This window comes from Mucilaginibacter mallensis (genome assembly GCF_900105165.1).
Lineage (GTDB): Bacteria > Bacteroidota > Bacteroidia > Sphingobacteriales > Sphingobacteriaceae > Mucilaginibacter > Mucilaginibacter mallensis.
On sequence record NZ_LT629740.1, the window covers coordinates 4,518,986 to 4,540,363 of the forward strand.

The 21,378-nt window shown below is 40.1% G+C and carries 35 protein-coding genes; 6 read left to right on the top strand and 29 right to left on the bottom strand.

From position 1 onward, the window contains the following. Window positions 1-88: 88 nt before the first annotated feature. From BLU33_RS18200 to rplC, 28 genes are all read right to left on the bottom strand, one after another. Window positions 89-1,081, bottom strand: coding sequence for a DNA-directed RNA polymerase subunit alpha (locus tag BLU33_RS18200; protein ID WP_091376319.1), 993 nt, complete (start codon window positions 1,079-1,081; stop codon window positions 89-91). A 94-nt stretch (window positions 1,082-1,175) separates the two neighbouring features. Next, on the bottom strand, window positions 1,176-1,784 hold the full coding sequence (rpsD, locus tag BLU33_RS18205) for a 30S ribosomal protein S4 (RefSeq protein ID WP_091376324.1): 609 nt from the start codon (window positions 1,782-1,784) through the stop codon (window positions 1,176-1,178). A gap of 67 nt (window positions 1,785-1,851) precedes the next feature. Then, window positions 1,852-2,241 carry a 30S ribosomal protein S11 gene (gene rpsK / locus BLU33_RS18210; protein ID WP_091376326.1) on the bottom strand — a complete coding sequence of 130 codons (390 nt, stop codon included), beginning with the start codon at window positions 2,239-2,241 and terminating at the stop codon, window positions 1,852-1,854. Window positions 2,242-2,371: 130 nt separating this feature from the next. Continuing rightward, window positions 2,372-2,749: a 30S ribosomal protein S13 gene (gene rpsM, locus BLU33_RS18215; RefSeq protein ID WP_091376329.1), complete on the bottom strand. Its 378-nt coding sequence runs from the start codon at window positions 2,747-2,749 to the stop codon at window positions 2,372-2,374. Between the two features lie 73 nt (window positions 2,750-2,822). Beyond that, window positions 2,823-2,939, bottom strand: a complete 117-nt coding sequence (gene rpmJ / locus BLU33_RS18220; RefSeq protein WP_073405774.1) for a 50S ribosomal protein L36 — start codon at window positions 2,937-2,939, stop codon at window positions 2,823-2,825. A gap of 8 nt (window positions 2,940-2,947) precedes the next feature. Continuing rightward, complete coding sequence (gene infA, locus BLU33_RS18225; RefSeq protein WP_022833270.1) at window positions 2,948-3,166, bottom strand: translation initiation factor IF-1; 219 nt, start codon at window positions 3,164-3,166, stop codon at window positions 2,948-2,950. 74 nt (window positions 3,167-3,240) lie between these two features. Continuing rightward, window positions 3,241-4,020, bottom strand: a complete 780-nt coding sequence (gene map / locus BLU33_RS18230) for a type I methionyl aminopeptidase (RefSeq protein ID WP_091376332.1) — start codon at window positions 4,018-4,020, stop codon at window positions 3,241-3,243. 9 nt (window positions 4,021-4,029) lie between these two features. Next, a complete protein-coding gene (secY, locus tag BLU33_RS18235; protein WP_091376334.1) occupies window positions 4,030-5,367 on the bottom strand; it encodes a preprotein translocase subunit SecY in 1,338 nt (445 codons plus the stop codon). An 8-nt stretch (window positions 5,368-5,375) separates the two neighbouring features. Continuing rightward, window positions 5,376-5,822: a 50S ribosomal protein L15 gene (gene rplO / locus BLU33_RS18240; RefSeq protein WP_091376336.1), complete on the bottom strand. Its 447-nt coding sequence runs from the start codon at window positions 5,820-5,822 to the stop codon at window positions 5,376-5,378. Window positions 5,823-5,826: 4 nt separating this feature from the next. Next, window positions 5,827-6,006 (bottom strand): 50S ribosomal protein L30, encoded by a 180-nt coding sequence (gene rpmD / locus BLU33_RS18245; RefSeq protein ID WP_091376340.1) that lies wholly within the window; start codon window positions 6,004-6,006, stop codon window positions 5,827-5,829. 5 nt (window positions 6,007-6,011) lie between these two features. Continuing rightward, window positions 6,012-6,530, bottom strand: coding sequence for a 30S ribosomal protein S5 (rpsE, locus tag BLU33_RS18250; protein WP_091376343.1), 519 nt, complete (start codon window positions 6,528-6,530; stop codon window positions 6,012-6,014). Between the two features lie 12 nt (window positions 6,531-6,542). Next, window positions 6,543-6,896: a 50S ribosomal protein L18 gene (rplR, locus tag BLU33_RS18255; protein WP_091376346.1), complete on the bottom strand. Its 354-nt coding sequence runs from the start codon at window positions 6,894-6,896 to the stop codon at window positions 6,543-6,545. A 5-nt stretch (window positions 6,897-6,901) separates the two neighbouring features. Next, on the bottom strand, window positions 6,902-7,459 hold the full coding sequence (gene rplF / locus BLU33_RS18260; RefSeq protein WP_091376348.1) for a 50S ribosomal protein L6: 558 nt from the start codon (window positions 7,457-7,459) through the stop codon (window positions 6,902-6,904). Between the two features lie 17 nt (window positions 7,460-7,476). After that, window positions 7,477-7,875 (bottom strand): 30S ribosomal protein S8, encoded by a 399-nt coding sequence (gene rpsH / locus BLU33_RS18265; RefSeq protein WP_091376351.1) that lies wholly within the window; start codon window positions 7,873-7,875, stop codon window positions 7,477-7,479. 146 nt (window positions 7,876-8,021) lie between these two features. Next, window positions 8,022-8,291 carry a 30S ribosomal protein S14 gene (gene rpsN / locus BLU33_RS18270; RefSeq protein ID WP_091376354.1) on the bottom strand — a complete coding sequence of 90 codons (270 nt, stop codon included), beginning with the start codon at window positions 8,289-8,291 and terminating at the stop codon, window positions 8,022-8,024. Beyond that, on the bottom strand, window positions 8,291-8,848 hold the full coding sequence (gene rplE, locus BLU33_RS18275) for a 50S ribosomal protein L5 (protein WP_091376356.1): 558 nt from the start codon (window positions 8,846-8,848) through the stop codon (window positions 8,291-8,293). The genes rpsN and rplE overlap by 1 nt, the downstream gene beginning before the upstream one ends. Continuing rightward, the gene (rplX, locus tag BLU33_RS18280) at window positions 8,848-9,192 is read right to left on the bottom strand and encodes a 50S ribosomal protein L24 (RefSeq protein ID WP_091376359.1); all 345 of its coding nucleotides are present in this window, start codon (window positions 9,190-9,192) and stop codon (window positions 8,848-8,850) included. Before rplX ends, rplE begins: the two co-directional genes overlap by 1 nt. Before the next feature lie 2 nt (window positions 9,193-9,194). Continuing rightward, entirely contained in the window at window positions 9,195-9,563 is a 369-nt protein-coding gene (gene rplN, locus BLU33_RS18285; protein WP_073405786.1) for a 50S ribosomal protein L14, read from the bottom strand. A gap of 1 nt (window position 9,564) precedes the next feature. Next, complete coding sequence (rpsQ, locus tag BLU33_RS18290) at window positions 9,565-9,819, bottom strand: 30S ribosomal protein S17 (RefSeq protein WP_091149797.1); 255 nt, start codon at window positions 9,817-9,819, stop codon at window positions 9,565-9,567. A 10-nt stretch (window positions 9,820-9,829) separates the two neighbouring features. After that, window positions 9,830-10,039: a 50S ribosomal protein L29 gene (gene rpmC / locus BLU33_RS18295; protein ID WP_091380779.1), complete on the bottom strand. Its 210-nt coding sequence runs from the start codon at window positions 10,037-10,039 to the stop codon at window positions 9,830-9,832. Window positions 10,040-10,123: 84 nt separating this feature from the next. Then, window positions 10,124-10,546: a 50S ribosomal protein L16 gene (gene rplP, locus BLU33_RS18300; protein ID WP_091376362.1), complete on the bottom strand. Its 423-nt coding sequence runs from the start codon at window positions 10,544-10,546 to the stop codon at window positions 10,124-10,126. A gap of 47 nt (window positions 10,547-10,593) precedes the next feature. Beyond that, a complete protein-coding gene (rpsC, locus tag BLU33_RS18305; protein WP_091376365.1) occupies window positions 10,594-11,505 on the bottom strand; it encodes a 30S ribosomal protein S3 in 912 nt (303 codons plus the stop codon). 6 nt (window positions 11,506-11,511) lie between these two features. Further along, the gene (gene rplV, locus BLU33_RS18310; protein WP_091376368.1) at window positions 11,512-11,940 is read right to left on the bottom strand and encodes a 50S ribosomal protein L22; all 429 of its coding nucleotides are present in this window, start codon (window positions 11,938-11,940) and stop codon (window positions 11,512-11,514) included. A gap of 3 nt (window positions 11,941-11,943) precedes the next feature. Then, window positions 11,944-12,210: a 30S ribosomal protein S19 gene (gene rpsS, locus BLU33_RS18315; RefSeq protein ID WP_091376370.1), complete on the bottom strand. Its 267-nt coding sequence runs from the start codon at window positions 12,208-12,210 to the stop codon at window positions 11,944-11,946. A gap of 2 nt (window positions 12,211-12,212) precedes the next feature. Continuing rightward, a complete protein-coding gene (rplB, locus tag BLU33_RS18320) occupies window positions 12,213-13,040 on the bottom strand; it encodes a 50S ribosomal protein L2 (RefSeq protein ID WP_091376373.1) in 828 nt (275 codons plus the stop codon). Between the two features lie 5 nt (window positions 13,041-13,045). Next, a complete protein-coding gene (gene rplW / locus BLU33_RS18325) occupies window positions 13,046-13,336 on the bottom strand; it encodes a 50S ribosomal protein L23 (RefSeq protein ID WP_091376377.1) in 291 nt (96 codons plus the stop codon). A gap of 2 nt (window positions 13,337-13,338) precedes the next feature. Further along, on the bottom strand, window positions 13,339-13,971 hold the full coding sequence (rplD, locus tag BLU33_RS18330) for a 50S ribosomal protein L4 (protein ID WP_091376380.1): 633 nt from the start codon (window positions 13,969-13,971) through the stop codon (window positions 13,339-13,341). A gap of 1 nt (window position 13,972) precedes the next feature. Next, on the bottom strand, window positions 13,973-14,590 hold the full coding sequence (rplC, locus tag BLU33_RS18335) for a 50S ribosomal protein L3 (RefSeq protein ID WP_091376382.1): 618 nt from the start codon (window positions 14,588-14,590) through the stop codon (window positions 13,973-13,975). Window positions 14,591-14,959: 369 nt separating this feature from the next. On the opposite strand from rplC, the gene BLU33_RS18340 reads away from it, so the two are divergent. The 4 genes from BLU33_RS18340 (at window position 14,960) to BLU33_RS18355 (ending at window position 18,637) form a co-directional block, all read left to right on the top strand. Beyond that, window positions 14,960-15,589, top strand: a complete 630-nt coding sequence (locus tag BLU33_RS18340; protein WP_091376384.1) for an energy transducer TonB — start codon at window positions 14,960-14,962, stop codon at window positions 15,587-15,589. Window positions 15,590-15,671: 82 nt separating this feature from the next. Continuing rightward, window positions 15,672-17,078 (top strand): C45 family autoproteolytic acyltransferase/hydolase, encoded by a 1,407-nt coding sequence (locus BLU33_RS18345; protein WP_091376387.1) that lies wholly within the window; start codon window positions 15,672-15,674, stop codon window positions 17,076-17,078. A 49-nt stretch (window positions 17,079-17,127) separates the two neighbouring features. Next, on the top strand, window positions 17,128-17,523 hold the full coding sequence (locus BLU33_RS18350; protein WP_091376390.1) for an acyl-CoA thioesterase: 396 nt from the start codon (window positions 17,128-17,130) through the stop codon (window positions 17,521-17,523). Between the two features lie 115 nt (window positions 17,524-17,638). Then, window positions 17,639-18,637 (top strand): dCTP deaminase domain-containing protein, encoded by a 999-nt coding sequence (locus BLU33_RS18355; protein ID WP_091376392.1) that lies wholly within the window; start codon window positions 17,639-17,641, stop codon window positions 18,635-18,637. 4 nt (window positions 18,638-18,641) lie between these two features. Here BLU33_RS18355 and BLU33_RS18360 read toward each other — a convergent pair whose 3' ends face one another. Beyond that, window positions 18,642-19,901, bottom strand: coding sequence for a prephenate dehydrogenase (locus BLU33_RS18360; protein WP_091376394.1), 1,260 nt, complete (start codon window positions 19,899-19,901; stop codon window positions 18,642-18,644). 131 nt (window positions 19,902-20,032) lie between these two features. Between BLU33_RS18360 and BLU33_RS18365 the strand changes: the two genes are divergently transcribed. Together BLU33_RS18365 and BLU33_RS18370 are read left to right on the top strand one after the other, a co-directional pair. Next, window positions 20,033-20,809 (top strand): hypothetical protein, encoded by a 777-nt coding sequence (locus tag BLU33_RS18365; RefSeq protein WP_091376397.1) that lies wholly within the window; start codon window positions 20,033-20,035, stop codon window positions 20,807-20,809. A gap of 133 nt (window positions 20,810-20,942) precedes the next feature. Then, window positions 20,943-21,371, top strand: coding sequence for a hypothetical protein (locus BLU33_RS18370; protein ID WP_091376400.1), 429 nt, complete (start codon window positions 20,943-20,945; stop codon window positions 21,369-21,371). Window positions 21,372-21,378: the final 7 nt, after the last annotated feature.

Sequence of the window (21,378 nt, forward strand, 5' to 3'; positions counted from 1 at the left end):
TAGATTCAAGAATTAAGAGTCAGGAATCAAGACTAAATCTTTGTTCTTGATTCCTGACTCTTGTTCCTTGAATCTTGATTCTATTAAATTATTCTTCGTCTAACTTAAATTTAGACAGGTTCATACCGAAAGATAATCCTTTTGATTTAACCAGGTCCTGAATTTCAGTTAATGATTTTTTACCGAAGTTTCTGAATTTTAACATGTCAGCAACATCGTATGATACTAAATCAGCCAGGCTGCGGATGTCAGCCGCTTTAAGGCAATTTAATGCACGTACTGAAAGATCAAGGTCAACCAATTCAGTTTTCAGGATCTTGCGCATGTGCAGGATCTCTTCGTCAACTTCTTTAGTTTCTTCCTTAGCCTGTGCTTCAAGCATCATGTTTTCATCGCTGAACAGCATAAAGTGCTGGATCAGGATCTTAGCTGCTTCCTTAAGGGCATCTTCAGGGTGTATTGAACCATCAGTTGTAATATCCAGTACTAATTTTTCGTAGTCTGTTTTTTGTTCAACACGATAGTTTTCAATAGTGAACTTTACGTTTTTGATTGGGGTGAAAATAGAATCGATAGCTATTACACCTACATTAGCATCAGGGTTTTTATTTTCGTCGCTTGGGATGTAACCACGACCCTTATTGATAGTAAGCTCAATTTCAAGCGTTACTGAAGAGTCCATGTTACAGATAACAAGGTCAGGATTTAAAACTGTAAAGTTGTTAGAGAACTTGCTGATATCGCCAGCTTTAAAAGCATCCTGACCATTAATGATCACGAATATTTTTTCGCTGTCGCCAGATTCGCCTGTTTTTTTGAAGCGTACCTGTTTAAGGTTCAGTATGATCTCGGTAACATCTTCAACAACACCTTTGATTGTAGAAAACTCATGCATCACTCCTGAGAAACGTACAGAAGTAATCGCATAACCTTCTAATGATGAAAGTAAGATACGACGCAGAGCATTACCAATGGTTATACCGAAACCTGGTTCTAACGGACGAAACTCAAACGTGCCATCAAAATCAGTTGATTTCTGCATGATAACCTTGTCTGGTTTTTGAAATGCTAAAATTGCCATTTATATCCTTTGTTTATTGTTTACGAATTGATTTGATTAAACCACAAAAATGATTGGTAAAAATTACCAACCATTATGTGTATAAGTATCGTTATTATTTTGAGTATAACTCGACGATCAGGTTTTCCTTGATGTTTTCAGGAATCTCATCGCGGTTTGGATAGTTAAGGAATTTACCGGTTAATTCGGCAGCATCCCATTCCAACCAGCTATATTTATTGATCTTTCTGCCAGCAACTGAATGCGAAATAGCTTCAAGAGATTTTGATTTTTCACGTACCGAGATAACGTCGCCTGCTTTTAATTGATAAGAAGCAATGTTAACCACTTCGCCATTCACATTGATGTGTTTGTGGCCTACCAACTGACGGGCAGCTGAACGGGTTGGCGCAATACCTAAACGGTAAACTGCGTTATCTAAACGGGCTTCTAAAAACTTTAATAAGTTTTCACCAGTGATACCTTCTTTTGAAGAAGCACGGTGAAACAAGTTTTCGAATTGTTTTTCCAACACACCGTAAGTGTATTTTACTTTTTGTTTTTCCATCAGCTGAGTTGAATACTCTGATTGCTTTCCTCTTCTTTTAGAAGCGCCATGCATTCCTGGTGGATAGTTTTTTCTTTCTAACGCTTTGTCCGGACCGAAGATCGGCTCACGGAAACGACGTGCAATTTTTGATTTTGGACCTGTATATCTAGCCATTTTTGTGTTGTTTTAAAGTATCAGACAGCCCGCAGCTGCTGAATCTTAGCTTTAAAAAATATATTAATTAAACTCTTCTTCTTTTTGAAGGACGACAACCGTTATGCGGAAGCGGTGTGATGTCTTTTATAGTGGTTACTTCAATACCTGCAGTTTGCAAAGTACGGATAGCTGATTCACGACCAGCGCCCGGGCCTTTTACAAATACTTCTACCTTACGTAAGCCTAAATCATAAGCAACTTTACCGCAATCGGCAGCAGCTTGGCCGGCAGCATAAGGGGTATTCTTTTTTGAACCTTTGAAACCCATTTTACCAGCTGACGACCATGAAATAGCCTGGCCTGTTCTGTTAGTAAGGGTGATGATGATATTGTTAAAAGTAGCATTGATGTGTGCTTCACCGATAGGCTCAACTATAACAACGCGTTTTTTGGTAACTTTTTTGCTCTTAGCCATTTTTTTAATTATTGAGTTATCAGATTATTAGGTTAACAATTTAACCCGGACCTGCTAACTATTTATTTATAATATATAGTCCAAATGATCTAAGCGCATATATACTGCCCCGTTGATCATTCATCAATTACTATTTAGTAGCTTTCTTTTTGTTAGCAACTGTTTTACGTTTTCCTTTACGGGTACGTGAGTTATTTTTAGTACGCTGACCACGTAATGGTAAACCTTTACGGTGGCGTGTACCACGGTAACAACCTATATCCATCAAACGTTTGATGTTAAGCTGAACTTCTGAACGCAGAGCGCCTTCAACTTTGATCTGATCGTTAATGATACCACGAATGGTAGCTAACTGATCATCATTCCAATCCTGAACCTTAGTATCAAAACTAATACCAGCCTCGGTTAAAATGTTTTGAGCTGTTGAGCGGCCAATGCCGTAGATATAGGTTAACCCTATCTCTCCTCTTTTGTTTTTTGGTAAATCAATACCTGATATCCTTGCCATATTTTTTGTTTGTGCTTTTAGGTAATAATCGAACGGCGGGCCACCGTTGTACGAATTATTACAATCTTTTTAATTATCCCTGACGTTGTTTATACTTCGGGTTCTTTTTGTTTATAACATAAAGTTTCCCGTTGCGGCGGATGATCTTGCAATCAACACTGCGTTTTTTAATGGATGCTCTAACTTTCATCTCTTTAATTATTTATATCTATAGGTTATTCTACCTTTTGTTAAATCATACGGACTCATCTCTAGTTTCACTCTGTCGCCAGGTAAAATTTTGATGTAGTGCATCCGCATTTTTCCGGAAATATGCGCAATAATCTCATGGCCATTCTCTAGTTCAACCCTGAACATTGCATTAGATAATGCTTCCCGAATTGTTCCGTCCTGTTCAATCGATGATTGTTTAGCCATATTTTACTGATTATTACTTAATTATCCGCCCTAAAACCGGGATGCAAAATTAATAATTTTTTTTTACTTTTTATTTATTTATTTAAAACATTATCAACGTACGAAAAAGTTGATAAAATGTCTACTTTACCCTTGCCTACGGCTACTGTATGCTCATAATGGGCCGATGGCTTCTTATCAACTGTTGATACTGTCCATCCATCATCCCAAAACTTAACACCGGCACGGCCTGCATTTATCATCGGCTCAATGGCAATTACCATCCCTTCCTCCAATTTTATGCCCGATCCGCGCTTACCATAGTTCGGTACTTCAGGCTTTTCATGCAAATGCAATCCAACGCCGTGCCCCACCAATTCCTTTACTACACCAAACCCATGCTTTTCAGCATGCTCCTGTACCGCGTAGCCTATATCACCTATCCTCATGCCCACCACAGCCTTCTCAATCCCAAGGTCAAGACATTCCCTGGTTACACGCATCAATGTTTTAACAGTTTCGCTAACTTCACCTACGGCAAAGGTAAATGCCGAGTCGCCGTAGTATTTATTTAAAATAACACCACAGTCAACTGATATTAAATCACCTTCAACCAAAACCTTTTGGCCCGGGAAGCCATGCACAACCTGGTCATTAGGCGAAATGCATAATGAATAAGGAAATCCATGATAATTTAAAAAAGCTGGAACCCCGCCGTTATCGCGGATATAGGTCTCGGCAAGTTTGTTTAACTCTATAGTTTTAACGCCTGGAGCAATCACCTTAGCGATCTCTCCAAGCGTTTTAGAAACAAGTAAAGAACTTTCTCTTATGAGTTCTATCTCTTCGACAGACTTATAATTGATCTTTGACATGCTGTTAAATTAGATAACCGGGTTGGTTCCTGTAACCGCGGGTGCTGAGCTACGACCTTTTATTCTACCCGTTTTCATTAATCCATCATAATGACGCATTAATAAATGACTTTCTATTTGCTGTAAGGTATCCAATATAACACCTACCAGGATGATCAGTGATGTACCACCGAAGAAACGTGCAAATATTGGAGTAACACCTATCATACTTGCAAGAGCAGGTATAACAGCTATAATAGCCAGTGCAATTGAGCCCGGTAAAGTTATCTTTGAAATAATATCGTCTATAAAGTTGGCTGTTGCCATACCTGGTTTTACACCCGGTACAAATCCACCGTTCTTTTTCATGTCATCCGCCATTTGGTTAGGATTAACAGTGATAGCGGTGTAGAAGTAAGTGAACAGGATGATCAATACAGCAAACAATAAGTTATGTGGCCATGAGTTATAGTTAGCTAACGCCATTACTGTAGGGTTAGCAGCTATACTCGGGAACAGTGATGGTATATACGCAGGTATAAACATTAAAGCCTGTGCAAATATGATAGGCATTACACCTGCCGCATTTACCTTTAATGGTATATACTGGCGTACACCGCCATATTGTTTGTTACCAACTATACGTTTTGCATATTGTACCGCAATTTTTCTTGTACCCTGAACAATCAGGATAGTGAACATTACTACAGCTATAAGCGCTACAAGTTCAACCACAAAAGTTACTAAACCACCCTGGCCGCCTGTACGGGTTAAAAACTCTGTTGCTACAGCGCCTGGTAGTTGAGCAATGATACCCACCATTATAATTAATGATATACCATTACCAATACCTTTATCAGTGATTCTTTCACCAAGCCACATTACAAATAATGTACCTGAGGTTAATACGAATACGTTCAGAATAGTAAACACCGGGTCCGCAATTAAACGGGCATCACCGGTGATCTGTGATTTCAGATAACCGATAGCCTGTAAAGCAGTAATAGCTATTGTCAGATAGCGGGTCCACTGGTTTATTTTGTTCTGGCCGCTTTCGCCTTCTTTTTGCAGTTTAGCAAAGTAAGGTACAGCTATACCCAGCAATTGCACCACAATTGAGGCTGAGATGTACGGCATTACGCCTAATGCAAAAATTGATGCATGCGAAAACGCACCACCTGCAAACATGTTCAGTAAACCAAGCAGGCCTTCTTTAGCATGTGTGTTTAATGATGCTGGATCGACACCAGGTAAAACAACTACGCAGCCTACACGATATATTAAAAGAAATAAGAGTGTGTTAGTTATACGCACTCTTAAATCCTCGATTTTCCAGATATTGGATAATGTGGTGAAAAAATTCTTCATTTGAAAAATTATAGCTTAACTATGGTGCCGCCAGCTGCTTCAATAGCTTTTTGTGCAGTTGCGGTAAATGCATGTGCCTTAACCTCTAAAGTTGCTTTTAGCTCGCCGCGACCAAGGATCTTAACCAGGTCGTTTCTTGAAGCTAAACCATGTGCTTTCAGTGTGTCAAAATCAACTGAAGTGAGTGTATATTGCTCAACCAGTTGTTGTAACACATCAAGGTTTACACCAACGTACTCAACACGGTTAGGGTTTTTAAAGCCTACCTTAGGAACACGACGTTGCAATGGCATCTGGCCACCTTCAAAACCAATTTTAGTTTTGTTACCTGAACGTGAACCTGCGCCCTTATGACCGCGGGTTGATGTACCGCCACGGCCAGAACCTGTACCACGGCCAATTCTTTTTCTATTTTTAGTAGAACCTTCTGCAGGTTTTAAATTACTTAAATTCATGATATTAAATATTTTCTACCGCTACCAAATGATTAACTTTCTTTACCATACCGATGATAGCTGGAGTAGCTTCAACTTCCACACTGTGGTTGATCTTGCGTAAGCCCAGGGCCTCAACAGTCTTTTTCTGGCGCTCACTTCTATCGATCACGCTTTTAATCTGTGTTATTTTGATTTTTGCCATGATGATTATCCGTTAAATACTTTACCTAAATTAACGCCGCGATGTTGAGCCACAGTATAAGCATCACGTAATTGTGATAACGCTGATACAGTTGCCTTAACCACGTTGTGTGGGTTTGATGATCCTTTTGATTTTGCCAATACGTTGTGAACACCTGCAGACTCTAATACTGCACGCATTGCACCACCTGCAATTACACCGGTACCATTAGCAGCTGGTTTTATGAAAACAAAACCGCCTGAAAATTTACCTATTTGCTCATGAGGTACAGTACCGTTAATGATTGGAACTTTTACTAAGTTCTTTTTTGCATCATCAATACCTTTGGCAATAGCTTCGGTAACCTCTTTTGCTTTACCTAAGCCATAACCTACAACGCCATTTTCGTCACCTACTACCACAATGGCAGAGAAACTGAATGTACGGCCACCTTTTGTTACTTTGGCAACACGTTGTATGCTTACCAAGCGGTCTTTTAATTCGATCTCGCTTGTTTTTACTCTTTTTATGTTGATTGTTGACATTTCTTGATTCGATTAAAAGTTTAAACCACCTTCACGTGCACCTTCAGCAAGTGACTTAACACGGCCGTGGTACAAATAACCGTTCCTATCGAAAACAACATCTTTAATACCTGCTGCGATAGCTTTTTCAGCAACCAGTTTGCCTACGGCTACTGATTGGTCTGACTTGGTACCTGCTGTTGCTACAAAATCTTTTGATAAAGATGATGCTGATACTATAGTTTTTCCGGATACATCGTCAATGATCTGGGCATAAATACCTTTATTGCTTCTGTATACAGACAAGCGCGGACGCGCTGTTGAACCTGAAAGGCGTTTTCTGATACCTTTCTTTATTCTGTCTCTTCTTGATAATTTAGCTCCCATGACGATTATTTTTTAGATGCTGATTTACCTGCTTTTCTTCTCAATATCTCGCCAACAAACTTGATACCCTTACCTTTATAAGGCTCTGGTGTACGTAGTGAGCGTATTTTTGCAGCTACCTGGCCAATTAATTGTTTATCAATTGATTCAAGTATGATGGTTGGGTTTTTACCCTTTTCAGCAGTTGTTGTTACTGTAATTTCTTTTGGTAATTCAAATACATAGTGGTGAGAGTAACCCAACACTAAATCTAATGTATTACCTGTATTTGTGGCACGATAACCTACACCTACTAACTCTTGTTGTAATTTGTAACCTTCAGTTACACCTACAACCATGTTATTTAAAAGTGCGCGGTATAAACCGTGTAATGCTTTGTGGCGTTTTTGCTCAGAAGGGCGTTTAACCAATAAATTTCCTTCTTCCTGCTCAACAATGATATCACTGTCTACAGCTTGTGTTAACACACCTTTAGGGCCTTTAACTGTTACCAGGTTCTCTGGAGATACAGTTATCGATACGCCTTGTGGCAGTGCTATTGGTGCTTTTCCTACTCTTGACATTGCTTAATTCCTCCTGATTAATATACGTAGCATAAAACCTCACCACCAATGTTTTGCTGACGAGCTTCTTTATCGGTCATTATACCGTGAGAAGTTGACAGTATGGCGATACCTAAACCATTTAATACTCTTGGCAAGTTATCTGTGCCTGCGTATTTCCTTAAACCAGGTTTACTGATACGAGCGATGCTGCGGATAGCAGAAATTTTAGTTATCGGGTGGTATTTTAATGCCACTTTAATAGTTCCTTGCGGACCATTATCCTCAAACTTGTAGTTCGCGATGTAACCTTTGTCGAAAAGCACCTTAGTGATTTCCTTTTTCAGATTTGATGCTGGTATTTCCACAACCCTATGGTTGGCTTTAATAGCATTTCTTACACGGGTAAGATAATCTGCGATTGGATCTGTATTCATTACTTATTGTTTATGATAGTGGTTTCCGTAGACCTTCTATCGGTTAATATTCTTTATAGTATCAAGTAGCTAGTACATAGTATCAAGTATTGAATATCAGTTGTAGCTATCTTGCTACTTGATACTAAATACTTGTTACTTGAATATTACCAGCTAGCTTTTCTTACTCCCGGGATTTTACCTGCTAGTGCCATTTCGCGGAAAGTTACCCTTGAAATGCCGAACTGGCGCATATAACCACGTGGGCGGCCGGTTAATTTACACCTGTTGTGTAATTTTACCGCTGATGAAGCTTTAGGCAATTTGTCTAAAGCTAAATAATCTCCTGCTTCTTTAAGGGCAGCCCTTTTTTCAGCATATTTAGCTACTAATTTGGCACGTTTTACTTCGCGTGCTTTTATTCCTTCTTTAGCCATTACTTGGTCTGATTTTTAAATGGTAATCCAAATTGTTTCAGCAACTCCAAAGCTTCAACATCATTTGTTGCTGAGGTTACAAAGGTAATATCCATACCTTGTATTTTATTGATCTTGTCAATATTTATCTCAGGGAATATAATTTGCTCTGTTATACCTAATGTATAGTTGCCGCGGCCGTCAAAACCTTTATCGTTAATGCCTTTGAAATCACGTATACGTGGTAAAGCAACAGCGATCAAACGATCCAAAAACTCATACATTGTATTATCACGTAAAGTTACACGTACGCCTACCGGCATGTTTTTACGTAATTTAAAGTTAGAGATATCTTTCTTTGATTTTGAAGATACTGCTTGCTGACCGGTAATGGTAGTTAACTCAGTGATCGTGTTTTCGATCAGTTTTTTGTCGGTAGTAGCACCGCCAACACCCTGGTTAATGGCAATCTTCTCAAGTTTAGGAACCTGCATAACGCTTTTGTACTGAAATTTATCTTTCAGTGCGGTACGGATCTCTTCCTTATATTTTGATTTTAATCTCGGTGTGTAAGTCATTACTTAATTTCCTCCCCTGATTTTTTTGATACCCTTACCAATTTACCGGCATCGTTTCTTTTACGGCCAACGCGTGTAGTTTTTCCTGTTTTAGGATCAACCAGCGCCAGGTTTGAAATGTGTATAGCAGCTTCCTGCTTAACAATTCCACCGTTTGGATTAGCTGCATTTGGTTTTGTATGTTTTGATACTAAGTTAGCACCTTCAACAATAGCTCTGCCATTAGCCAATATTACTTCTTTTATCTTGCCTTCAGTGCCTTTTGAGTCACCAGCTATAACCTTTACTAAATCACCTTTACGGATCTTTAATTTAGCAGGTTGTTCGTGTTTTTTCTTATCCATTGTTACAATACCTCCGGTGCTAATGATACAATTTTCATAAATTGTTTCTCACGCAGTTCTCTTGCAACCGGGCCAAAGATACGGGTACCTCTTGGCTCATCCTGGTTATTTAACAAAACTGCTGCGTTATCGTCAAAACGTATATATGAACCATCTTTCCTGCGAATCTCTTTCTTGGTTCTTACTACTACTGCTTTTGATACAGTTCCTTTTTTAACGTTGCCTGATGGCAAAGCGCTCTTTACAGTAACTACTATCTTATCACCAATAGAAGCATATCTTTTACCGGTACCGCCCAATACGCGGATCACTAAAACTTCTTTAGCACCGCTGTTATCAGCTACATTTAATCTTGATTCCTGTTGTACCATGTTATTTAGCCCTTTCTATAATTTGAACTAATCTCCAGTTTTTGCTCTTGCTCAACGGACGGGTTTCCATAATCAATACGGTATCTCCAATACCACAGGTATTAGTTTCGTCATGAGCCATAAATTTGGTAGTTTTCTTAACGAACTTACCATAAATCGGGTGCTTCACTTTCCGCTCAACAGCTACCACGATAGATTTCTCCATCTTGTTGCTAACTACCAGGCCGGTACGTGTTTTTCTTAAATTTCTTTCCATTTCTAAAAAATTAATTCTTTTCAGAAGCCGGCGCAGCTTTGCGCTTAGTTAATTCAGTAGTTAAACGAGCAACATCCTTGCGTACTTTTGTAATACGTGTTGGGTTCTCAATAGCCGAAACCGCATGTGCAAATTTCAGTTTTGTGAGACTTGCTCTCTCTTCGCCGATTCTTGCAACCAATTCTTCAGTTGATAGCTCTAAAATTTCTGAGTTCTTCATTTTCTTGTTAGTTATTTGAGTTTTTAGTTCCAAGCCCGCTTATCAAACTGATAACTGCAAACTCAAAACTGCTAACTTTTTTATTTATGCTTCCACGTAATCTCTACGTACTATAAATCTTGTTTGCACTGGTAATTTTTGTGCCGCAAGGCGTAATGCCTCTTTAGCTGTTTCCAGTGGTACACCTTCTGCTTCAAAGATGATCCTTCCGGGGCGTACTACCGCTACCCAGTATTCCGGCGCACCTTTACCTTTACCCATACGTACCTCTGCTGGTTTTTTGGTTACAGGCTTGTCAGGGAATATCCTGATCCACACCTGGCCTTCACGTTTCATAAAACGTGTAACAGCAATACGTGCAGCTTCTATCTGGCGGCTGGTGATCCAGGCCGGTTCCAGTGATTTTATACCGAAAGATCCGAATGAAAGTTCAGCGCCACGACTGGCGTTTCCTTTCATTTTGCCTTTTTGCATCTTTCTGAACTTCGTTCTTTTTGGCTGTAGCATTTTCTTAAGCTTTATTATCTATTCGATGTCTGTCTCGACTTTGATTATTATCTCTTTCCTGGGCCACCCGGGCGATTTCCACCACCGCGATTTGCACCGGGACCGCCACCCTGGCGATTTGGTCCACCCGGACGATTTCCACCACCACCTGCGTTACCGCGACGATCGTTGCTTCCACCACCTCTTTTATCATTAGGGCCTCCTCTGCGTTCGCCACCGCGCTCGCCGCCTCTTTCGTTACCACGACCGCCGAAGCCTGCCGCGTTACCTTCTGGCCTGCCACCTTTACCGCTGTTGCTGCTAGTACCACCAATGTTTGGAGATAGATCGCGTTTGCCGTAAACTTCGCCTTTGCAGATCCATACTTTAACACCTATTTTACCATAAGTAGTTAATGCTTCTGCTAATGCGTAGTCAATATCAGCACGGAATGTGTGCAGAGGAATTCTTCCTTCTTTATATTGTTCGCTACGTGCCATTTCCGCACCGCCTAAACGGCCTGATGTCATTACTTTTATTCCTTCAGCACCCATTCTCATGGTTGAAGCAATAGTAGTTTTCATGGCACGACGGAATGAGATACGAGCCTCAAGTTGTTTTGCTATACCTTCAGCAACTAATTGTGCGTCAAGCTCAGGGCGTTTGATCTCGAATATGTTGATCTGAACTTCCTTTTTAGTCAGTTTTTTCAATTCTTCTTTGATCTTATCAACCTCTGCGCCGCCTTTACCAATTACGATACCCGGGCGTGCTGTGTGGATAGTTACAGTGATGCGTTTTAAAGTACGCTCGATAACTATTTTAGATACACCACCTTTGTTTATACGTGCTGAAAGATATTTGCGGATCTTTTCGTCTTCAACTAATTTGTCGGCATAGTGATTTCCACCGAACCAATTAGAATCCCAACCTTTGATGATTCCTAATCTGTTACCTATTGGATTTGCTTTCTGTCCCATTTCAAATTAATTGTTATCGTTTTTACTGTCCACAATAAGTGTTACATGGTTTGAGCGTTTGCGTATGCGGTATCCTCTTCCTTGCGGAGCAGGGCGCAGTCTTTTTAATTGACGGCCACCACCTACTGAAATCTCTTTAACATATAGTGCACTATCTTCAACACGTTTGTCTTCGTTTTTTGCTTCCCAGTTTTTGATAGCTGAAAGCAATAGTTTCTCAACGCGTATCGCTGCTTCTTTATTTGTAAATTTTAAGATGTATAACGCTTTCTCAACGTTTTCACCACGGATCAGATCAACCACCAAACGCATTTTGCGTGGTGAAGTTGGGCAGTTCTGTAATTTAGCAACTGAAGAGCCGCCTACTATGGCTTTTGCTGCTTCTTTTTGTTGCCTGATCAATACAGACTTTTTGATTTTAGTTGTTGCTTCCATGCCTTATTTTTTCTTTTCTGCGTGACCGCGGAATGTACGGGTTGGGGCAAATTCACCCAACTTATGACCAACCATATTTTCTGTTACATACACTGGTATAAATTTGTTACCGTTGTGTACTGCAAATGTATGACCAACAAAATCAGGAGAGATCATGGAACGACGTGACCATGTTTTTACTACTGATTTCTTATTTGAATCATTTAGCGTCGTAACCTTTCTGTCAAGGTTATGATCGATGTAAGGTCCTTTTCTAATTGAACGAGCCATTGTTATTTCTTCCTTCTTTCAATGATATAACGATCCGATGTTTTCTTTTTGTCACGGGTTTTGTAGCCTTTAGCTAATAAACCTTTACGTGAACGTGGGTGACCACCTGAGGCTCTTCCCTCACCACCACCCATAGGGTGATCTACCGGGTTCATGGCTACACCACGAACTCTTGGGCGACGGCCTAACCAGCGTTTGCGGCCAGCTTTACCTAACACAGCGTTTGCTTTCTCGCCGTTTGAAACGGTACCGATAGTTGCCAAACAAGTTGACAGTATCATACGTGTTTCGCCTGAAGGCAATTTGATGATAGCATATTTGCCATCACGTGCTGAAAGCTGTGCGTAAGTGCCTGCGCTGCGTGCGATAGAACCTCCCTGACCTGGGTTTAATTCAATGTTGTGAATAATAGAGCCCAAAGGGATATTTTTCAATGGCATTGTATTACCTACTTCAGGAGTAGCTGTTTCGCCAGATACAACAGTTTGTCCAACTTCTAATCCTGCCGGAGCGATCATATATCTTTTCTCTCCATCAACAAAGTGTAACAGTGCTATACGTGCTGAACGGTTAGGATCATACTCTATAGTTGCAACCTTTGCAGGGATATCAAATTTATTACGTTTGAAATCTATTAACCTGTATGCTTGTTTATGACCACCACCCATGTAGCGCATAGTCATTTTACCGCTGTTGTTACGACCGCCTGAACGTGTGTTGGCTGAAACAACCAACGACTTTTCAGGTACATTAGTTGTTATATCTGAATTAGATACATCAACCCTGAAACGTGTGCCCGGGGTAACCGGTTTAAATCTTTTAACTGCCATCTCTATTATATATTGCTGTAAAAGTCTATAACTTCACCGTCTTTCAGCGTGATGATCGCTTTCTTATACGCTGCAGCACGACCGCTAACGGCGCCTGCTTTTGTATTGCGGCTTTTTAATTTACCTACATACCTCATGGTGTTTACATCTGTAATGGTAACACCGTACATAGTTTCTATTGCTGCCTTAATCTGAATTTTGTTAGCTCTTGGATCAACTACAAAAGCGTAACGGTTAAGCTTCTCAGTTAATTGAGTTACTTTTTCAGTAAGTAAGGGTTTTTTTAAGATTTCCATAATTACTTAGCTAATGCTTCCTCCAAAGTTTTAACAGCACCTGCGGTTAATAAAAGTTTACCAGCGTTTAACACATCATAAGTGTTTAGCTGCTCAACTGAAATCACCTTAGTTTTTTTCAGATTCCTGCTTGATAAATACACATTGTTATTTTCCACACCTGCTAATACTAATAATGTTTTATCATTAGTAACATTCAGGTCGGCTTGCATTTGTATATAGGTTTTAGTTTTGATAGAATCAAAGTTGAAATCTTCCAACACTAAAATGCTATTGTCTTGTGCTTTGTATGTTAAGGCTGATTTACGTGCCAGCGCTTTAAGCTTCTTGTTTAATTTGAAGCTGTAATCGCGTGGTTGCGGACCGAATACACGACCACCACCATTAAACAATGGTGATTTTACGCTACCTGCACGGGCACCGCCTGTACCTTTTTGCTTATATAATTTACGGGTTGAACCTGCAATTTCGTTACGCTGCTTTGATTTGTGCGTACCCTGACGTTGATTAGCTAAAAACTGCTTAACATCAAGATAGATAGCGTGATCGTTAGGTTCGATACCGAATACGGACTCAGGAAGTTGCACTTTGGCACCTGTTTCTTTACCTGATACATTTAATACTTTAACTTCCATCTTATTTATCCACTATTACGAATGAACCCTTAGCTCCAGGGATGGAACCTTTAATTACTAACAGGTTTTGCTCCGGATAAACTTTCAAAACTTGTACGTTTTGAACTTTTACACGCTCATTACCCATTTGACCAGCCATGCGCATACCTTTAAATACACGTGAAGGCCATGATGAGGCACCCAATGAACCTGGCGCACGTAAACGATTGTGCTGACCGTGAGTTTGCATACCCACACCACCAAAACCGTGACGTTTAACTACGCCCTGAAAACCTTTACCTTTAGATGTACCAACCACATCCACAAAATCTCCCGTAGCGAAAATCTCTACAGTAACTGTGTCACCTAGATTTTTTTCGTCTTCGAAAGTTTTGAATTCAACCAGTTTACGCTTTGGAGACGTACCTGCTTTTTGGAAGTGACCTTTTAAAGGACCTGAGGTGTTCTTTTCTTTTTTCTCACCATATGCTAACTGTACGGCAGCATATCCGTCTGTATCCACAGATTTCACTTGTGTTACAACGCAAGGGCCAGCTTCGATTACCGTGCAAGGAATATTCTTCCCTGTTTCATCGAAAATGCTGGTCATTCCTACTTTTTTACCAATAATTCCTGACATTTTCTTTTTTAGTTTGTGCCCATCGAAGCAGTAGGGCTTCGTTCAAGGCATATTATTCCCCCGTTAAGGGACGGCAAAGATAGATATTTTAGATTAATTCTCAAATAGTTACTGAGTTATTTTTTCATAAATATTTTGAGTAGAGTATTTTGGCAGGAATTATGTGATAAAAAAATCGAAATCAGGCGGTTACTTGCTGTTAACCGCCCTTAAAAAGCTAGTTAGCTGATAGATCTATTATTTCTTTTAAACATACATCGGCTGATAATACCTGCAATGTTTTGTAACCGTGAAATGTTCTACAAAATTTTTAATGTTTAAATGCATCCACCTACTGCATTTAATATTGATTAATTATATTTTTACTCCATGATTAACCCTAAACTTTTCTTCGCATTATTAATATTTCTGACAATATCATTTGGCATTGTTAATGCGCAGGATACAACCAAAAAAGACACCAGCAAACGAATCTTCGTTGCTGTAGAACAAGAGCCACTATTTCCGGGCGGAGTACAAGGCTTCTACAAATACATAGCTAAAAATCTTAAGTATCCTGAAGTCGCCAATGTTTTGGGCCTTGAAGGTAAAGTGATTGTTTCGTTTGTTATTGAGAAAGATGGCTCAATGGCAGATGTAAAGCCCATTACATGCCTTGGTGCAGGGTGCGAATCAGAAGCAGCACGGGTTATATCCCAGTCGCCATTATGGAAGCCTGGCATACAAAAAGGCGAACCGGTAAGAGTAATGTACACAGTACCGATAAGTTTTGGCTTTGGCGGGGCTAAAGAACCCACCTATATGAAAAACCTGAGAAAATCTAACTACGGTTTTGTTTTCTTTATAAAGGGCGCCCCCTATTCAATTGATGACGCCGAAACCATGTTGGGCAAATCCTTCGACCCGGCAACCATTCAGAGCGTTGAGGATTATGACAATCCCAAATATGCCATGCCCGATAAAAAGGCAGTATATTTAGTAGTGATGAAGAACAGTTAAATAAATTAGCTGGATCTCTTTATAAGACTATTTCTTTTTCTTAAATTGAACTGCTATTTAACTGATCTTATTTATTACCCTCATGAAAAGTCTTATCAAACTAGGGGCTACCCTTGTTATTGCCTTAGTGTTTTTCAGCTGCAAGCAAAAACCTGTTGTTCATAACCGGCTGGGTAATGCTACCCGCGAAGAAAAGAACGGCTGGATATATGTGCACCTCTCTGGCTCACCATCAGACATTGGCTATCAGCATGGCTATTTACTGGCAAAAGAAATTGATACTTTAATAAAGGTAATGCAGTTTTACCTGCCACACACCAGCAACAAGGATTGGGCCTTTTACCGCGCGGCATCAAAAAGATTTTTATGGGCTAAAATTGATCCTGAATATCAGGCTGAGATAAAAGGCATAGCCGAAGGCCTGCAAGCCCGCGGCATGAAATACGATTCGCTGGATATTACCGCGCTGAATGCCAATATCGAGCTATCATCATACTATGTACCCAGCCTGGAGAATAAATTAAAACCCGGCAGCGGTAATAATAAGGCCCCCGGCAATTGTAGCGCTTTTATTGCCACCGGCAGCTATACCAAGGATGGCAAAATAGTGATAGGCCATAATAACTGGACAGATTACATTGAGGGCGAACGCTGGAACGTTATTGCCGATATTAAACCTGAAAAAGGCAACCATATATTAATGGATTGTGCACCCGGACTTATACATAGCGGCGACGATTTTGTAGTAACCGGCAGTGGTATATTAATTACCGAAACTACCATAACCGGCTTTGAAGGTTTCGACACTACGCAAACCCCTGAATTTGTTCGTGCACGCAGGGCTGCTCAATACGCCAATAGCATTGATGACGTAATAAAAATAATGACCACCAATAACAATGGCGGTTACGCTAACGACTGGCTGATAGGCGATACCAAAACTAATGAAGTTGCCAAGCTTGAACTGGGCCTGAAAGATTATAAGGTATGGCGATCAAAGGATACAGCTATGATAGGCTCAAATTTCCCGAGTGATCCTAAACTGATAAAGGAAGAGACTACATTTAATGTGAATGACCCAACCAACTCACCCAATGCCCGTAAATTACGGATGCAGAAACTAGTGGCTGTTGACTATAAGGGCAAGCTGACCGATTCGACAGGTAAAGTTATTGAGGGTGATACCTACGATGCTCTAAATAAGAAAAATGCTTTTGACCGTTGTGTAATCGACGGGCACGTAGATGAAGACCCGAGAGGCGTACCTGAATGGAGCGAAGGCCCCTACTTCCCAATGGGTGCGGTACAAGGCAAGGTTACCACAACCGATCTGGCCAATAAGATGCAGCTATGGGCACATATGGGCCACCCAGGCGGGGCCGACTTTTTAGCAGCACCCTTCTTTAAAAAACACCCGGAATACAGCTACCAAAGCAAATATCTGCGTGATATGAAGGCCTATCCCTGGACATTGTTTACAGCAAAGTGATGTTAGAATTTAGTATAAACCGTACTTTTGTGGCCTATACTATACTGTTATGAATTTTTACACTCGTAAATGGGTAAAACCAGAAGACCTTAATGCACATGGTACACTATTCGGTGGGAGTTTGCTGCGCTGGATAGATGAAGAAGCCGCTATATATGCTATCATACAACTGGGAACCAATAGCTGCGTTACCAAGTACATGTCTGAAATTAACTTTATTAATTCGGCCCGCCAGGGGGATATTATTGAGCTGGGAATTAAAGCAACCCATTTTGGTCATACCTCCATTACCCTGGCCTGTGAAGTGCGCAACAAGATCTCACACAAATCCATCCTAACCGTTGATAAGATAGTATTTGTAAGTATTGATGAATATGGCAAGCCCAAAGCCCACGGCAAAACAGCAATTACTTATACTGATGAACGGCTGAGGGAGGAAGATTAAGCCAAAAAAATATCCTTAGAAATCTGTATGTATTTTTTATTAACAATCCCCATTTGTTGATAACAAACAAATTTTAATTATCATCTTTATATAATACAATACAAACAGATAATTTATGACAACTTTATTTGATGGTGATCCTAAAACTAATTCGTCTATTTTATCTGATAAAGAAATAACCGATTACATCAATAGAGAATTATTAATAACTAAGGATTCTTTTGCAACATCATCCTTAGAAGCCTCTAGTTATGATCTAAGGGTAGGAAAAAAAGGAATTATAGGTGGTGACGGTATAGAGTTGAATTTGGAAGAAAAACCAATGGAAATCCCACCGGGCTCGTATGCTGGAATTGTTTCTTTTGAGAACATGGCTTTTCCTAAAAACATTTGTGCGCGTCTTGGTTCAAAGAGAACACTTTCTTATGAAGGAATAATCCTATTGACAGGCAGTATAGTTGATCCAGGATATAAAGGTCACTTGCTTTTTGGGTTATATAATGCATCACCAAAAAAGGTTATAATTCGTTATGGTAGAAAAATCTGCAATATTGTTTTTGAAAAACTAGGCGTTGAACCGGAAAAGGATGTTCAGCCTGAACCCAATTTATTAAATGGTAATCTACCCGATCAATTTATAGATAAAATGGCTAATATGGAAGTTTTGCCTTGGATGCAAATAAGCGACAGGGTAAAACAAATAGAAAATATTACTAAAGATATTATAGATCTAAAAGCAAGATATGAGGATGTTTTGAAACCAATCAAAGATTTAACAAATAATGTAGTACAACTAACAAGTTCAGTAACTGCAATTTCAGTCCAAACCAAATCTTTAGCTGAAGATTTGGAAAAAGCCAATCAATTAGTTAATGAAAACAGTAAACAAATAAATCAATTAACGCAGAATCTTACTATTACTTCAACACAATTTAATTCTACTATTTCCAATATTAGCTCGCTTTCAAAAGACTTAAAAGATCAAGAAGATCATCTTAAGGATTTAACAATTGGCTTTAAAAGTCAATCCGTTTGGAATAAGATCTTAGGTGGTATCGTATTAATAGTGATTGGAGCGTTAATTTCTTGGTTAGTATCCAAAGCATTAAAATAGCCCTTTATTCCATCATCAATCTCCTGATCAACTCCGCGCTTTGTGCTTTACCTTCTTCCAATCGGTGACTAAAGAAGTTTTGCACTTCATTAAAATGCTTTTTATAACCTTCCATATCGCCGTAACCTATTATGGCCGACCATTCCCGTACTGCTGAATGGAATTCCAGATCGTCACCGCGGATGGTTTTATCGTAAAGCGCGGTTTTGATAGATTCTTCCAGCAGGTCCTCATTTTTAAACAGGTATTCGGCAATGCCTAAACGCAGTCGGAAAGGTGGCGTTTGGCAGATGAGGTTATCATAGGGGTTTACGCCCAGGTGATACCAGGCATCAACCATGCTTAAAATGCTTAAATGCGAATTAGGTTTCTGCAATTCTGGTTTTTGCGCTAGCGAAAACTCTTTCATCACGGCATCATTCAGCATAATGGGTTTGCGGCTTTCATGAAAAACAAAGTCGCGGGCACGGTAAAGCCTCGACCTGAAATCAGCCTCCTCCTCTTTTATCATCAGCTTAAATAATTCTGATTCCGATTCGGCATAGCGTTTAACCTGCTGTTTGGCATAAGGGTTTAATATAGCCAGGCCTGCATACACGTGGGCCTTGTAACTGAATATGCGCAGGGTGGTTAATATCTTCACATTATCTATCCCTCCAATATAAGAGCCATTTTCCCAGGGGAAAAATCCAGCAGATTTCCAGGCGGTGCCCATGCTTTCAAAACCAACATGAGTTACGGCCTGTGTATCGGCAACTATTTTATCGTGCTCATGGTAATCAACCATCTCAACAATATCACTTCCAATAGCTGTGAACAGATCGTACATACGCTGGTAAGCTGCCTTATCACAACGGTGAGGTATCAGTATCAATTTTTGCCCTTTGGGCTCAAAACCCGGGCCATGCATACCATGAAAGGTGATGATCTGTGTATCTTCAGGCAGGTATTTTTCAAATATGGCGATCTCCGGTGTTTTTACCGATGTTTGCCCGGCTACAATGGCCCCGAATTTAGTAACGGGCCCGCATTCAGCTACTACCTGCTCCAGTTTTTCTGCTTCAACTGAATAAATAATCAGGTCATTTACGCGTGCTACATCCTTGCCGCTATCCAGTATTTTGATACCCAGAGGCAATAATTCTTCTTCAAGTTTATTTCTATTTTCGGGTAAATCGCATCCGCAAACCTGGTAACCTGCTTTAGCAAAGGCTTTTGCATACAACCGGCCCATATCGCCTAACCCTATTAAACCAATATTCATTCCGCTAATATAACTATGAGTAGCAAATTTACGTATGAAAGCTTACATTCGTCATGATAAAGTCATCCCAGGCAAACAATAAAATGTTTTCTGTTCATGTTTTATTAATTTAGTATGTGTAATTTTAAATTATGAAGAAGCTTTTTGCTCTGCCACTGATCGCAGCATTTATTTGTATTACCATGGTTGCGGCACACGCCCAGGACTCTGTAAAAACAACTCCTACACCTGTAACATCTACCACAACTGATGAAGCAAAACCCGCTGCAACAGTGAAGGTAAAAAAGCTTGCCCCCAAATTTTTTAAAAAAGCAGTCGACTCAACTACACACGCCACAATAACTGCGCAAAAAACTCATTTTACGGATACCACAAAAGTAGTTGCCGCTAAACCTGAACCGCCTCAGGATAAAACATTAAACGGTCAGTACCGCTATTTACTGAGCAAGATTTACGGTGGTACCCAACAGGATCTGGTTGGAGCTTTCCACAAAAGCTTTATAGATACGCTTACACAAGTGCGCCAGGCCTTAAAAGCATCACAGGATAAACTGACTTTGCAAACAAAAACCATTGATAGCTTGCAAAACAGTGCCAAAACAAGCGGTGAATCCCTATCTGAAGCAAATGCAAAACGCAATGAAGTAAGCTTACTGGGAATAGATATTGATAAATCAACCTATAACATTATTATGTGGGGGCTGGTATTGGTATTTGGCGCTACGGCAGCTATAGTTATCGGCCGTTCAGGCGCTGCAAGCAGCGAAGCTAAATACAGGGTACAACTGTATAACGAGCTGGAAGAAGATTATAAAAACTACAAAGCCAAGGCCAACGAAAAGGAGAAAAAGCTTGCCCGTGAGCTGCAAACCGAGCGCAATAAGCTGGATGATTTGCTGGGGAAGTAAAACCAGGATTTTTCACCTATTATTTGTTTTTTAAAGGTGCTCAAGAGGGCTCCGCCGTTTATTGGATTAAACGGATTTTCATGATGTGGTGAACAAATTCCTTTTGCCATCGTTAGTTTTGGAAAATCAATAAATGAAAGCATACCTTTTTGGATGGAACCCGGTTAAATGGGCATGGGACGATATAGATGATGACATTCAAAAGCTTTCGGTAACCGGTAGGTTAGAGGAAACCTGGAGCGTAGCCAGCCATAAAACCATACAACCCGGCGACAGGGCCTATATTGTACGCCTTGGGATTGAACCCAAAGGCATCTTCGCTTCGGGCATTGTTTCATCAGAACCTTTTTTGGCATTACGCAAAGGCCGCACTTATTACCGCATAGTTATTACGCTCGATGTTTTGCTCAATCCCGACAAAGAGCCTATCCTTACTTTTGATATTTTGAAAACAGGAAATCTTGCCGCACAAACATGGACACCACAGGCATCCGGTATTTCCATCAGGCCCGAACTGGTTGATGAACTCGAAGGCGTTTGGCAGGATTTCCTGAACGGTTAAAGTGTAG